Source organism: Streptomyces albidoflavus, from assembly GCF_000719955.1.
In the GTDB taxonomy this organism is placed as follows: Bacteria; Actinomycetota; Actinomycetes; order Streptomycetales; family Streptomycetaceae; genus Streptomyces; species Streptomyces albidoflavus.
Genome location: NZ_JOII01000013.1, coordinates 16,502 through 29,614 on the forward strand (window position 1 = coordinate 16,502; position 13,113 = coordinate 29,614).

At 73.2% G+C, this 13,113-nt stretch carries 13 protein-coding genes and 1 pseudogene; 12 read left to right on the plus strand and 2 right to left on the minus strand.

Annotated features, from left to right (window positions below):
- The first annotated feature begins 37 nt into the window (after positions 1 to 37).
- The gene (locus tag IF45_RS0115810; RefSeq protein ID WP_008406244.1) at positions 38 to 748 is read left to right on the plus strand and encodes an MIP family channel protein; all 711 of its coding nucleotides are present in this window, start codon (positions 38 to 40) and stop codon (positions 746 to 748) included.
- A gap of 80 nt (positions 749 to 828) precedes the next feature.
- On the opposite strand, the pseudogene IF45_RS32395 reads toward IF45_RS0115810, so the two are convergent.
- Positions 829 to 1,053, minus strand: a pseudogene (locus IF45_RS32395) (DUF1844 domain-containing protein); the annotation flags it as partial.
- A gap of 466 nt (positions 1,054 to 1,519) precedes the next feature.
- Here IF45_RS32395 and infC point away from each other — a divergent pair.
- The 10 genes from infC to IF45_RS0115860 all read left to right on the plus strand — a co-directional run bounded on the left by infC (position 1,520) and on the right by IF45_RS0115860 (position 11,260).
- Positions 1,520 to 2,188, plus strand: coding sequence for a translation initiation factor IF-3 (gene infC, locus IF45_RS0115815; protein ID WP_003947157.1), 669 nt, complete (start codon positions 1,520 to 1,522; stop codon positions 2,186 to 2,188).
- Between the two features lie 106 nt (positions 2,189 to 2,294).
- Complete coding sequence (gene rpmI / locus IF45_RS0115820) at positions 2,295 to 2,489, plus strand: 50S ribosomal protein L35 (protein WP_003947156.1); 195 nt, start codon at positions 2,295 to 2,297, stop codon at positions 2,487 to 2,489.
- Positions 2,490 to 2,591: 102 nt separating this feature from the next.
- Complete coding sequence (gene rplT / locus IF45_RS0115825; RefSeq protein WP_003947155.1) at positions 2,592 to 2,978, plus strand: 50S ribosomal protein L20; 387 nt, start codon at positions 2,592 to 2,594, stop codon at positions 2,976 to 2,978.
- A 115-nt stretch (positions 2,979 to 3,093) separates the two neighbouring features.
- The gene (locus IF45_RS0115830) at positions 3,094 to 3,921 is read left to right on the plus strand and encodes a TrmH family RNA methyltransferase (RefSeq protein WP_010636635.1); all 828 of its coding nucleotides are present in this window, start codon (positions 3,094 to 3,096) and stop codon (positions 3,919 to 3,921) included.
- Positions 3,922 to 3,956: 35 nt separating this feature from the next.
- Positions 3,957 to 4,322 (plus strand): hypothetical protein, encoded by a 366-nt coding sequence (locus tag IF45_RS0115835; RefSeq protein ID WP_015508137.1) that lies wholly within the window; start codon positions 3,957 to 3,959, stop codon positions 4,320 to 4,322.
- 192 nt (positions 4,323 to 4,514) lie between these two features.
- Positions 4,515 to 5,630 carry a sensor histidine kinase gene (locus tag IF45_RS0115840; RefSeq protein WP_003947152.1) on the plus strand — a complete coding sequence of 372 codons (1,116 nt, stop codon included), beginning with the start codon at positions 4,515 to 4,517 and terminating at the stop codon, positions 5,628 to 5,630.
- 226 nt (positions 5,631 to 5,856) lie between these two features.
- Positions 5,857 to 6,993 (plus strand): phenylalanine--tRNA ligase subunit alpha, encoded by a 1,137-nt coding sequence (gene pheS, locus IF45_RS0115845; protein ID WP_008411022.1) that lies wholly within the window; start codon positions 5,857 to 5,859, stop codon positions 6,991 to 6,993.
- Positions 6,993 to 9,518, plus strand: a complete 2,526-nt coding sequence (gene pheT, locus IF45_RS0115850) for a phenylalanine--tRNA ligase subunit beta (RefSeq protein WP_003947150.1) — start codon at positions 6,993 to 6,995, stop codon at positions 9,516 to 9,518. Before pheS ends, pheT begins: the two co-directional genes overlap by 1 nt.
- A gap of 261 nt (positions 9,519 to 9,779) precedes the next feature.
- The gene (locus IF45_RS0115855; protein ID WP_008411025.1) at positions 9,780 to 10,880 is read left to right on the plus strand and encodes a PP2C family protein-serine/threonine phosphatase; all 1,101 of its coding nucleotides are present in this window, start codon (positions 9,780 to 9,782) and stop codon (positions 10,878 to 10,880) included.
- A 143-nt stretch (positions 10,881 to 11,023) separates the two neighbouring features.
- A complete protein-coding gene (locus IF45_RS0115860; protein WP_008411028.1) occupies positions 11,024 to 11,260 on the plus strand; it encodes a hypothetical protein in 237 nt (78 codons plus the stop codon).
- A gap of 45 nt (positions 11,261 to 11,305) precedes the next feature.
- Here the strand turns inward: IF45_RS0115860 and IF45_RS0115865 are convergent, their stop codons facing one another.
- A complete protein-coding gene (locus tag IF45_RS0115865) occupies positions 11,306 to 11,953 on the minus strand; it encodes a TetR/AcrR family transcriptional regulator (RefSeq protein WP_008411029.1) in 648 nt (215 codons plus the stop codon).
- 119 nt (positions 11,954 to 12,072) lie between these two features.
- Here IF45_RS0115865 and IF45_RS0115870 point away from each other — a divergent pair, with 119 nt between their 5' ends.
- Positions 12,073 to 13,101: a glycoside hydrolase family 113 protein gene (locus IF45_RS0115870; RefSeq protein ID WP_030308027.1), complete on the plus strand. Its 1,029-nt coding sequence runs from the start codon at positions 12,073 to 12,075 to the stop codon at positions 13,099 to 13,101.
- The last annotated feature ends 12 nt before the right edge of the window (positions 13,102 to 13,113 follow it).

Below are 13,113 nucleotides of genomic sequence, written 5' to 3' on the forward strand. Positions count from 1 at the left end.
AACCATCCCGAACCGGAAGTAATCGCGAGGTGTGTCCATGTCTACGCGTGCGCTCATATCGGAGTTCACCGGCACCGCGCTGCTGGTGTTCTTCGCCGTCGGGGCGGCGGTCCTCGCCGGGGACTTCATCGGCACCGTCGGTATCGCCCTGGCCTTCGGCTTCGTCCTGCTCGCCCTCTGCTACGCGCTCGGCCCCGTCTCCGGCTGCCACGTCAACCCGGCGGTCACCCTCGGCATGTACACGGCCGGCCGCATCGACCTGCGCTCGGCCGTCGGCTACTGGGTGGCGCAGGTGCTCGGCTGCATCGTCGGCTCGGCCGTGCTCTTCCTGCTGGCCAAGCAGGTACCGGGGCTGGAGACCCACGCCCAGTTCGGCACCAACGGCTTCGCCGACCGCTCGGCGGTGGAGCTGGGGATGGGCGGCGCCTTCCTCGCCGAGGTGGTGCTGACCTTCCTGCTGGTCTTCATCGTCCTCGCGGTCACCAACCGGCTCGCGGTGGTCGGCTTCGACGGCCTGCCCATCGGCCTCGCCCTCGCCGCGATCCACATCGTCGGCATCCCGCTGACCGGCACCTCGGTCAACCCGGCCCGCAGCCTCGGCCCCGCCCTCTTCGCGGGCGGCGCGGCCATCACCCAGCTCTGGCTCTTCATCCTGGCGCCGCTGATCGGCGGCGGCCTCGCCGCCCTGGCCCACCGCTTCACCCATCCGCCGGGCGGGCTTCCGGTGGAGGCCGACAGGGTCGAGTGACCGTACCGGCCCACGGACGGCGAGGAGGGGGGGGGGCCCCCCGGCCCCCCCCCCCCCCCCCCCGCCCCCGGCCCCCCCCCGGTGGCCCCCGCGTCCAGCAGCCCGGCCAGGGAGTGGATGAGCTTGCGGGCCTCGTCGAGGTCCTTGTGGTCCTCGCCGCCCTCGGCCAGCCCCAGGTTGACGGCGGCGGCACTCATCAGGTGCACGCCGACCGTGGTGATCACCTCGACCGCGGGGACGTCGGCGATGTCGCGGGTCATCTCGTCGAAGCCGGGGGCCTCGCCCGCGGGGGTGGCGTCGCTCATGGCAGCTGGTCTTCTTCCCTTGTCACTGGGGTGTTCCTGGGGTGTTCCCGAGGGCGCCCGCCCGGCCCGTGGCCTGGGGGGAATCCTCTCCGGCGCGCCCTCGGGCGCGTCCGGCGCCGCCCAGCCTAATGGGGTGCTGCCCGCCCCTTCCGGCCTGCCCCGGACTCCGCGGCGGCCCGGGCGGCGGACGGTGCCGACGCTGGTATGCTTGGTAGTCGACCGGCCGGGCACCTGTGTCCGGCCACAAGTGGAGGCTCCGATCTCCCACCTGGCCGTCCCCTGGACGGCGGGTCACCGGTCAGGCCGCCACACCCCGAGTGTGGCAGGCCCGATGTGCGCCCCGCGTCCACGCGGCGGTGTTCCGGTAGTCCAGGAGCCCCGCGTGTGATCGTCCGGGGCATTTTTCGCGTTCCGGCTCGGTTGGTCTGATTGACACAGACGTAACGCGGCAGCCCGCCAGGCTGTCGTGTGGTGCTACCGAGGAGGATCCATCAGCGCCGAGCCCCGCATCAACGACCGGATTCGCGTTCCCGAGGTCCGACTTGTCGGTCCCAGCGGCGAGCAGGTCGGCATTGTGCCGCTTGCCAAGGCCCTGGAGCTTGCGCAGGAGTACGACCTCGACCTCGTCGAGGTCGCGGCGACCGCCCGTCCGCCCGTGTGCAAGCTCATGGACTACGGAAAGTTCAAGTACGAGTCGGCCATGAAGGCCCGTGAGGCGCGCAAGAACCAGGCGCACACGGTCATCAAGGAGATGAAGCTCCGGCCGAAGATCGACCCGCACGACTATGACACCAAGAAGGGTCATGTCGTCCGGTTCCTCAAGCAGGGCGACAAGGTCAAGATCACGATCATGTTCCGCGGTCGTGAGCAGTCGCGGCCGGAGCTCGGCTTCCGGCTGCTCCAGCGGCTGGCGGAGGACGTCCAGGACCTCGGGTTCATCGAGTCGAACCCGAAGCAGGACGGCCGCAACATGATCATGGTTCTCGGTCCGCACAAGAAGAAGACCGAGGCAATGGCCGAGGCACGCGAGGCGCAGGCCGCCCGCAAGGCCGAGCGTCAGGGTCGTACGGCCCAGGACGACGAGGCGGCCGAAGCTGACGCCGACGGCGCCGAGCAGGCCCCTGCCGAGGCATGATCCGGAACGCGAGTTCCGTGATCGTCAACCGACACATATGACGTTCCGGGCCGCCCGTTCGTGAGGACGGGCCCCAGGACGCCACTGACGAGGAGAGAACGGCGCTATGCCGAAGAACAAGTCGCACAGCGGTGCCAGCAAGCGCTTCAAGATCACCGGCTCCGGCAAGGTGCTCCGTGAGCGCGCCGGCAAGCGCCACCTGCTCGAGCACAAGTCGTCCCGTCTGACGCGTCGCCTCACCGGCAACGCCGAGATGGCCCCGGGCGACGCCAAGAAGATCAAGAAGCTTCTCGGCAAGTGACGTCGCGGCCTCCGCCACCACGGAGGCCGGACGCCGGGACCGGGACCAATTCGAACCGGGCCGTGTGAACACCACCACGGCCCCGCTACAAGGAGTCAACAAGTGGCACGCGTCAAGCGGGCAGTCAACGCCCACAAGAAGCGCCGGGCGATCCTCGAGCAGGCCAGCGGCTACCGCGGCCAGCGGTCGCGCCTGTACCGCAAGGCGAAGGAGCAGGTCACCCACTCCCTCGTCTACAACTACAACGACCGCAAGAAGCGCAAGGGCGACTTCCGTCAGCTGTGGATCCAGCGCATCAACGCCGCTGCCCGCGCCAACGGCGTCACCTACAACCGCTTCATCCAGGGTCTGAAGGCCGCCAACATCGAGGTCGACCGCAAGATCCTCGCGGACCTCGCCGTCAACGACGCCCCGGCCTTCGCCGCGCTCGTCGAGGCCGCCCAGAAGGCGCTGCCGAGCGACGTCAACGCCCCGAAGACCGCCGCCTGATCTCCTTCCCAGGAACAGGCACACCCGTCTTCACCCGGACCCGCAGGCGCCCGCCGCCTGCGGGTCCGGTGCGTCTCCCGTCCTGACCGCACCCACAGAAGCTGGACCCCGATCCATGGGCACCCCCGAGCTGATCTCCCCGCGCTCCACGCGGGTCACGGCCGCCAAGCGGCTGGCCCGCCGCAACGTCCGCGGCAAGGAGCGCAGATTCCTCGCCGAGGGGCCCCAGGCGGTCCGGGAGGCGCTCGGCCACCGCAGCGGCGACGAGCCGACCCTGGTCGAGCTCTTCACCACGGTCGAGGCCGCCGAGCGGTACGCGGAGATCATCGGCGCCGCCCGCGACGAGGGCGCCCGCGTCCACCTCGCCGACGAGGCCACCATCGCGGAGATCGCCACCACCGTCACCCCGCAGGGGCTGGTCGGGGTCTGCCGCTTCCTCGACACCCCCTTCGACCGCATCACCGCCGCCCGGCCCCGGCTCGTCGCGGTCCTCTCCAACGTCCGCGACCCCGGCAACGCCGGCACGGTGCTGCGCTGCGCCGACGCCGCGGGCGCCGACGCCGTGGTGCTCACCGACGCCTCGGTCGACGTCTACAACCCGAAGGCCGTCCGCGCCTCCGTCGGCTCCCTCTTCCACCTGCCGGTCGCGGTCGGCGTCCCCGTCGAGACCGCCGTCACCGGCCTGCGCGAGGCGGGGGTACGCATCCTCGCCGCCGACGGCGCGGGCGAGGACGACCTCGACACCGAACTGGACCGCGGCACCATGGGCGGCCCCACCGCCTGGATCTTCGGCAACGAGGCGTGGGGCCTGCCCGAGGAGACCAGGGCACTGGCCGACGCCGTCGTCCGCGTCCCCATCCACGGCCGCGCCGAGTCGCTCAACCTCGCGACCGCCGCCGCCGTCTGCCTCTACGGCTCGGCGCGCGCCCAGCGCCACGGCTGACCGGAATCTGGCGGGCACCCAGGGGGGAGCGGCCCATGCGGGACGCGCTGGCGGAAGGCGGCTTCGCCCTGGTGGCCGGAGCGCTGGTGCTCCTGCTCGCCCTGCTGCTGCGCGGCCGGCCCACCCGCCCCTGGTGGCGGGCGCGCGCCGAACGCTCCGCCCGGGCCCGCCGCCCCCGGGAGCTGCGGCGCGCCGCCGACATGGCCATCGCCGCCGCCCGCCGGGCCGCGGGCCCCGGCGAGCCCGCGGTGGTGCGGGTCGCCGCCGTGCGGGAGCTGGCCGCCGGCCACTTCGGGCACCCGTCTGTGAGCCACCAGGAGGCCGCTGCCGCGCTCCGTGAACGGTACGAGCGGGCCGGGTGCAACCGGGACTGCGTGACCGACGCCCACCACCGGCCCTGAGCGGGGCACCTGTACCGCCCACCATGCGCCCCCGGTGTGCGCCGATCTGCGCCCCTGGTGCGCCCCTGCGCGGAGTGGATGTCACGGGCGGGAACAGTAGAGTGGCCAACTCGGGGGCCCACAGCACGGGTTCGACTCCCCCGAGCGGTTCGGTCCGGCAGGCTCGAGCGGCCTGAGAGGTGGGATACGGGGATGGCAGCCGGTTCGAGTGAACCGCCCGCGCCGCGCGGCACGACGCGCGACCACGGCACCGGCGGACCGGCGCTCGTGCCCGACGACCTGCCCGACGGCCTGGTCGTGGCCGACCACCGTGGCCGCGTCGTCTGCTTCAACCGCGCCGCCGCCCGGATCTGCGCCGTCCGCGCCGGCGACGTCCTCGGCCTTCCGCTGGCGAAGGCCCTGCCGCTGGAGGACCTCAAGGGCCGCCGCTGGTGGGAGCTGACCGACCCCTTCGGCGGCCTCGCCATCCGCGCCGGCCAGCCCGAGCGGAACCTCCTGCTCCCCGGCGGCCGCGAGGTCCTGGTCAGCGCCCGCTACGTGCGCGAGGAGCCGCTCGGCCCGGTCCGCCAGGTCGTCGTCAGCCTCCGCGACACCGAGGCCCGCAGGCGTACCGAGCGCAGCCACGCCGAGCTGATCGCCACCGTCGCCCATGAGCTGCGCTCGCCGCTGACCAGCGTCAAGGGGTTCACCGCCACCCTGCTGGCCAAGTGGGACCGGTTCACCGACGACCAGAAGCGGCTCATGCTGGAGACCGTCGACGCCGACGCGGGACGGGTGACCCGGCTCATCGCCGAGCTCCTCGACATCTCCCGCATCGACTCCGGGCGCCTGGAGGTCCGCCGCCAGCCCGTCGACCTCGCCGCCGCCGTCGGCCGCCACGTCCACGCCCTGGTCGCCGCGGGACAGCCGCCGGAGCGTTTCCTCGTCCGGCTGCACCGGCCGCTGCCCGCCCTGTGGGCCGACCCCGACAAGATCGACCAGATCCTCAGCAACCTCCTGGAAAACGCGGTGCGCCACGGGGAAGGTACTGTCACCATCGACGTGGCACCCGCGCCCCTGAAGAACGACACCGAAGGAACAGCTGTCACCGTGAGCGACGAAGGACCCGGCATCCCCGAGGAATCGGTGAACCGTGTCTTCACCCGCTTCTGGCGCGGCAGCAAGCGCGGCGGCACCGGCCTCGGCCTGTACATCGTCAAGGGCATCGTCGAGGCCCACGGCGGAACCATCAGCGTGGAGCGCGCCCGCGGCGGCGGCGCCCGGTTCCGATTTACGTTGCCCGAGGCGGCCCCGGCCTATCTGGCCTGACCCCGCCCCGGGCGCCCCGCGGTCCGCCCCCGCACCGGCCGCGCCCCGCGCGGACGCCCCGGGTCCGGGGGAAGGACCTCCAGCTCACCCCCGTTAGACTCGGTCTCCGGCACATTTTTGCGCCCTTGGCCTCTGCGGGGACCCACAGCCAGGCCCCACCATCCGGTACCCCGCGCCCGCGACACGTACCGGGCGCGGGGCGGAGCAATCGGAAGCACGGGAAGAGATGTCGGCACCGAACAAGTCGTACGACCCAGTAGAGGTCGAGGCACTGAAACCGGAAAACATCGAGCGCATGCGGGACGAGGCGCTCGCCGCCTTCGACGCCGCGGCGGACCTCGACGCCCTCGCGCAGGCCAAGACCGCGCACGCCGGCGGGACCTCGCCGCTGTCGCTGGCCAACCGGGAGATCGGCGCCCTGCCCCCGCAGGCCAAGGCTGAGGCGGGCAAGCGCGTCGGCATGGCCCGCGGCCAGGTCAACAAGGCCCTCGCCGCCCGGCAGGCCGTCCTGGAGGCCGAGCGCGACGAGCGGGTCCTGGTCGAGGAGGCGGTGGACGTCACCCTGCCGTACGACCGCGTCCCGTCCGGCGCCCGCCACCCGCTGACCACCATGATGGAGCGGGTCGCCGACGTCTTCGTCGGCATGGGGTACGAGATCGCCGAAGGGCCCGAGGCCGAGGCCGAGTGGTTCAACTTCGACGCGCTCAACTTCACCCCGGACCACCCGGCCCGGCAGATGCAGGACACCTTCTTCGTCCGCGGCGAGGGCCAGGAGCCCGGTTCCCGCGAGGACGAGTCCGGCATCGTGCTGCGCACCCACACCTCGCCCGTGCAGGCCCGCACCCTGCTCGACCGCGAGCCGCCCGTGTACGTCGTCTGCCCCGGCCGGGTCTACCGGACCGACGAGCTGGACGCCACGCACACCCCGGTCTTCCACCAGATCGAGCTGCTCGCCGTCGACGAGGGCCTGACCATGGCCGACCTCAAGGGCACCCTCGACCACATGGTCCAGGCGCTCTTCGGCCCGGACATGAAGACCCGGCTGCGCCCCAACTTCTTCCCCTTCACCGAGCCGTCCGCCGAGATGGACATGGTCTGCTACGTCTGCCGTGGCGCCTCCGTCGGCAACCCGGAGCGGCCCTGCCGCACCTGCGGCAGCGAGGGCTGGATCGAGCTGGGCGGCTGCGGCATGGTCAACCCGAAGGTCCTGGTGGCCTGCGGCGTCGACCCCGAGAAGTACAGCGGATTCGCCTTCGGGTTCGGCATCGAACGGATGCTGATGTTCCGCCACAACGTCGAAGACATGCGAGACATGGTCGAGGGTGACATCCGGTTCACCCGGCCGTTCGGGATGGAGATCTGATGCGGGTCCCGCTTTCCTGGCTGCGGGAGTACGTCGACCTCCCCGCCACCGAGACCGGCCGCGACGTGCAGGCCAAGCTGGTCGCCGCCGGCCTGGAGGTCGAGACGGTCGAGCAGCTCGGCGCCGGCCTCACCGGCCCCCTCGTCGTCGGCGAGGTGCTGACCATCGAGGAGCTGGAGGGGTTCAAGAAGCCCATCCGCTTCTGCACCGTCGACGTCGGCACCGCCAACGGCACCGGCCTGCCGCAGGAGATCGTCTGCGGCGCCCGGAACTTCGCGGTCGGCGACAAGGTCGTCGTCGTGCTGCCCGGCGCCGTCCTCCCCGGCGACTTCGCCATCGCCGCCCGCAAGACCTACGGCAAGGTCTCGCACGGCATGATCTGCTCCAGCGACGAGCTGGGCATGGGCTCCGACGGCGACGGCATCATCGTGCTCCCCCCGGAGTACGAGCCCGGCACCGACGCCATCGAGCTGCTGGAGCTGGCCGACGAGGTCCTCGACATCGCCGTCACCCCCGACCGGGGCTACTGCCTGTCGATGCGCGGCGTCGCCCGCGAGACCGCCACCGCCTACGGCCTGCCGCTGCGCGACCCGGCCCTCCTCGACGTCCCCGGCCCCAACGCCGAGGGCCACCCCGTCGAGGTCGCCGACCCCTTCGGCTGCGACCGCTTCACCGCCCGCACCGTCAGCGGCCTCAACCCCGAGGCCCGCTCGCCGATCTGGCTGCGCCGCCGCCTCCAGAAGGCAGGCATGCGGCCGATCTCGCTCGCCGTCGACATCACCAACTACGTGATGCTCGAAGTGGGCCAGCCGCTGCACGCCTACGACCGCTCCCGCGTCCAGGGCGCCCTCGGCGTCCGCCGCGCCGAGCCCGGCGAGAAGCTCACCACCCTCGACGGCGTCCGCCGCACCCTCGACCCCGAGGACCTCGTCATCACCGACGAGCGCGGCGTCATCGGCCTCGCCGGGGTCATGGGCGGCGCCGACACGGAGATCGCCGACGCGGCCCCGGACCCGCAGACCGGCCGGGTCTCGGGCACCACCGAGGTGGTGATCGAGGCCGCGCACTTCGACCCGATCGCCATCGCGCGTGCCGCCCGCCGCCACAAGCTGCCCTCCGAGGCGTCCAAGCGCTTCGAGCGCGGCGTCGACCCGCTGGCCGCCCCCGCCGCCGCCCAGCGCACCGTCGACCTGCTGGTGCTGCTCGCGGACGGCACCGCGGGCGCCGGGGTCACCGAGGTCATCTCGCCCTCGGCCCCGCACACCGTCGCGATGCCCGCCGACCACCCCGCCAAGGTGGCCGGGGTCGCCTACGACCGGGAGACCGTCGTCCGCCGCCTCCAGCAGGTCGGCTGCGACGTCTACGGCCAGGACGACCTGGTCGTCACCGTCCCGTCCTGGCGCCCCGACCTGCGCGCCCCCAACGACCTCGCCGAGGAGGTCATCCGGCTGGAGGGGTACGAGAACCTCCCGTCCACCCTGCCGAAGCCGCCCGCCGGGCGGGGCCTCACCGACCACCAGCGGCTGCACCGCCGCATCGGCCGCGCGCTGGCCGCAGCGGGGTACACCGAGGCGCTGAACTACCCGTTCATCTCCGAGCAGGTCCTCGACCAGCTCGGCCTCGCCGCCGACGACCCGGCCCGCCGCGTCGTCACCCTGGTCAACCCGCTCTCCGACGAGGAGCCGGCGCTGCGCACCACGCTGCTGCCCGGCCTCCTCGGCGCGCTCCGCCGCAACGACGGCCGGGGCAGCCACGACCTGGCCCTCTTCGAGACCGGCCTGGTCTTCCACCCGAGCGGGCACCCGCCCGTCGCCGAGCGGCTGCCGGTCGACCACCGGCCCACCGACGAGCAGCTCGCCGCCATCAACAAGGCCCTGCCCGTCCAGCCCCGGCACGCCGCCGTCGTCCTCGCGGGCGCCCGCGAGCAGGCCGGCTGGTGGGGCAAGGGGCACCCGGCCGACTGGGCCGACGCCGTCGAGGCGGCCCGGCTGATCGCCCGCGAGTCCGGCACCGAGCTGCTGATCCGCGCCGGTCAGTACGGCCCGTGGCACCCCGGCCGCTGCGCCGAACTGGCCGTCGTGATCGACGGTGACGAGCGCGTCGTGGGCCACGCCGGTGAGCTGCACCCGCGTGTCCTGAAGGCGCTGGGCCTGCCCGCGCGCACCTGCGCGATGGAGATCGACCTGGACGCCGTCGAGGCGGCGGGCACCGGCACCGTCGAGGCGCCGCGCATCGCCACCTTCCCGGTCGCCACCCAGGACGTCGCGCTCGTCGTCGACGCCGGGGTCCCGGCCGCCGAGGTGGAGGCCGTGCTGCGCGAGGGCGCGGGTGAACTCCTGGAGTCCATCCGCCTGTTCGACGTCTTCACCGGCGAACAGCTCGGCGAGGGCCGCAAGTCGCTCGCCTACGCGCTGCGCTTCCGCGCCGCCGACCGGACGCTGACCGTCGAGGAGGCCAGCGCCGCCCGCGACGCCGCCGTCGCCCTCGCGGCCGAGCGGACCGGCGCCGTGCTGCGCGGAGCCTGACACAGGGGGTGCCCCGGCCGGTCCGGGGCACCCACCCGGCGTACCACCCGCCCCCCAGGGGGCACGGAACGCCACGAGAAGGGGCCCACCCGGCACTCCGGGCGGGCCCCTCACTCGTTCGGGTGGGAACCCGGTCCACCCCGGCCGCGTCGCCGCCACCGCCGGACACAATCAGTCCGGCCGAAGGGGTGGGCCCCACCGGGTACGGTGCGCGGTGCACCGGCTCTCCGACCCCCGGCCACCCCTCAGGGAGGCCGTCGGATGTTCCGTACCAAGCCTGGCAGCCGCGAAGCGCGGCCCCGAGCGGCCGGCGCCGCCCGGCCTGCCCGGCACCACCCCCTCACCTCCCTCGCCCCCGCCCTGCTCTGGGGCGCCGCCGTCCTCGGCTACAAGTACGCCTGCCCCTTCGCCCAGCGCGACGACCTGCCGAGCCGGATCGCCACCAGCGCCGTCCTCTTCGTGGTCGGCGCGGTGCTCATCATCCGCATCCACCGCAGCCTGCTGCGGGACCTGCGGCGGATCGACGAGGTGGCCGGAGCCGCCCAGGGCGTCCTGCTCCGCCCCCTCCCCGCCCGCCTGGACGGCCTCACCCTCGCCGCCCGCCGCTTCTCGGCCCACCCCGCCGCGACCGTCGGCGGCGACCTCTACGAGGCGGTCGCCAGCGACCACGGCGTCCGCGTCGTCATCGGCGACGTGCGGGGCTCGGGACTGACCGCCATAGGTACCGTCGCCACCGTCCTCGGCAGTTTCCGCGAGGCCGCCCACGACGAACCGGCCCTCGGCGGAGTCCTGCGCCGCCTCGACCGGGCCCTCGACCGCGAACTGCGCCGCCGCGCCCGCCTGGAACATCCCTCAGGAGGCCCGGCCGAAGCGGGACACCCGCTCGCCGAGGAGTTCGTGACCCTGCTCCTGCTGGAGATCCGCCCCGACGGCACCCTCCTCACCGTCAACTGCGGCCACCCCTGGCCCCACCTGCTCTCGGCCGGCGCCGAACCCCTCAGCCACGCCGACCCGCTCCCGCCGCTGGGCCCCTTCCCGCTCCCCACCGACCTGCCGGTACGCCACTGCGGCCGCCTCCTGCCCGGCCAGGCCTTGGTCCTGCACACCGACGGGGTCGAGGACGCCCGCGACCCCTCCGGCCGCTTCTTCCCTCTCGTGGACACCCTCTGCTCCATCGCGAACGGCCCGTTCACCGCCCGGACGGCGGCCTCCGACATCCAGGCGGCCCTCCTCGCCCACAGCCAGGGCCCACCCACCGACGACGCCGCCGTCCTGGTCCTGTGCTCCGAACCCTCCCGAACGGTCCCGCCCCAGTCCACCGGCCACGAACCCTGCTCGGCGGCAGAGCCGTCGGTGCAGTGAGACGACCCCACCGGTTTCACCGGAAACCGGGTCGGTGCGGCCTCGGCCTACTGGAGAGCCGTCACTCTCCGGGCCGCTCCGGCACCATCACCAAGGGCGCCGAGCGCACCGGGCAGCACTGGGGGAGGCAGGTGGTCGTCCAGGTGCCGACCGCGACGCTGCGGCAGATCAACAAGGTGCTCGGCAGGAACTTCGTCACGGAGTACGGGACCAGGCAGGGCATCGTCGTCCTGGGCCGGGTCGCGCCGTTCGGTATCGGCGCGGTGATCGGCGGCGGCGCCAACGCGGCCCTCGCCTCCCTGGCGGTCAGGGCGGGACGCCGCGCCTTCGGCCCGGCACCGGAGCAGTGGCCGGCGTCCTGGGACGAGCCGCTGGACTGACCTGGCGTCATGCGGCCCGGGCGAATGGGCCCGAGCGGTGGGTGGTCAGCCGGCCTGACGCCGCCGGGAGCCCGCCTCGGCGGCGTCGAGTGCCGGGGCGAGAGGGGCGAGGGCGGCGCGGAGCAGGTCGGGCAGGGAGCCCGACGGGATGACGAGCCGGTCCGGCGCGGTCGACGGCGCGGGGGCGGTGCCGAGCCACTGGTGCAGGGCGATGCGCACGGCGGCGGCCACCGCGGCCGCCAGCACCGGGGCGGTGGGCGTCGTGGTGTCGTCGAGGCGCCGGCCGATCGCGTCGGCGAGGGGGCCCTCCAGCTCCGTCGCGGCCTCCAGGAAGGCCTCGCGCAGGGGCGGCGTCGCGGTGACCAGGAAGCGCTCGGTGTCGCCCGGCTCGGTGTACCGCGCCAGGATCGCGCCGGTCAGGGCGTCGGCGAGGGAGGTGTGGGCGGGTGCCGCCGTGACCTCCTCGGCGATCCGTGCCTCCCGCTCGGCGGTGATGGCGGCGACGATCGCCTGCTCGCGGCTGGAGAAGTAGTTGTTGTACGTCCTCGGGGAGACCCCGGCGGCGTCCGCGATGTCGTCCACCCGGACGTTCTCGGGTCCGTGCTCCAGGGCCAGCCTCAGCGCCGCCTCGCGCAGCGCCGCCCTGGTCGCCTGCTTCTTCTGCTCACGCAGTCCGGTCCGCCTCGTCGTCACGCCCGCATTCTCCCAGCTCCGCCACGCATCCGTGAAAATGCGCGCACGCAAACTTGCGTACACGCAATCTTTGCCTCTATGCTCGTATTCCGGCAGAGGCGACAGATGGGGACAGATTCGTGCGCGCCAAAGGCATTTGCTATGACACCGGCTTCCTCCGCCCTGGAAGCAACTCGCGGACGCGGTTCGATTCCGGCCTGGTCAGGAGAGAGCTGACCGTCATCCGGGACGACCTCCACTGCGACGCCGTCCACCTCACCGGCGGTGATCCGGAGCGCCTGGAGCTGGCGGCCCGTCACGCCGCCGACCTGGGGCTGGAGATCTGGTTCTCGCCCTATCCGCTGGAGCTGGGCACCGAGGAGATACTGCGGCTCCTCGCCGACTGCGCCGAACGGGCCGAGCGCATCCGGCGGCGGGGCGCCGAGGTCGTGTTCGTCACCGGCGTCGAGCTGAGCGTCATGAACCAGGGGTTCCTCGACGGTGCCGACACGGAGGAGCGCCTCACCTGGCTGCTGGCCGATCCGGAGCTGCGGGCCGACCGCATGGCGACGGCGAGTACCCGCGTCAACGCCTTCCTGCGTGATGCCGTGACCGTCGTCCGCGAACGCTTCCACGGCAGCATCACCTACGCCGCCATCCCGTTCGAAGGCGTCGACTGGAGCCCGTTCGACTTCGTGACCTACGAACTCATCCGCTCGGCCGAGGTCGCCGACCGCTTCCGCGAAGGCGTGCGCGGCCTCACCGCCCAGCGGAAGCCGGTCGCCGTCACAGGCTTCGGCACCGCTACCTGGCGAGGGGCGGGGGAGGTGGCGCCGCGCAGCATGGAGGTGCTCGAGAACGACCCGGTGACCGGCGCCCCCCTCCGGCTGACCCGCGCCTGCGAGCGCGACGAGGAGGGCCAGGCGGCCTACCTCCGCGAGCTGCTGGAGATATTCGACAGCGAGGGCGTCGACAGCGCCTTCGTCTTCCTCTTCGCCCTCGACAACCTGCCGCACCGCCCGGACGGAGACCCACGCGACGACCTCGACCTGGCCAGCCTCGGCATCGTCAAGGTTCTCGAAGGCGGCTGCGGCGAGACCTATCCCGACATGCCCTGGGAGCCGAAGGCGGCCTTCGCGGCGGTCGCGGAGTGCTACGGAGGTGGATGAGCGGGGAGCCGG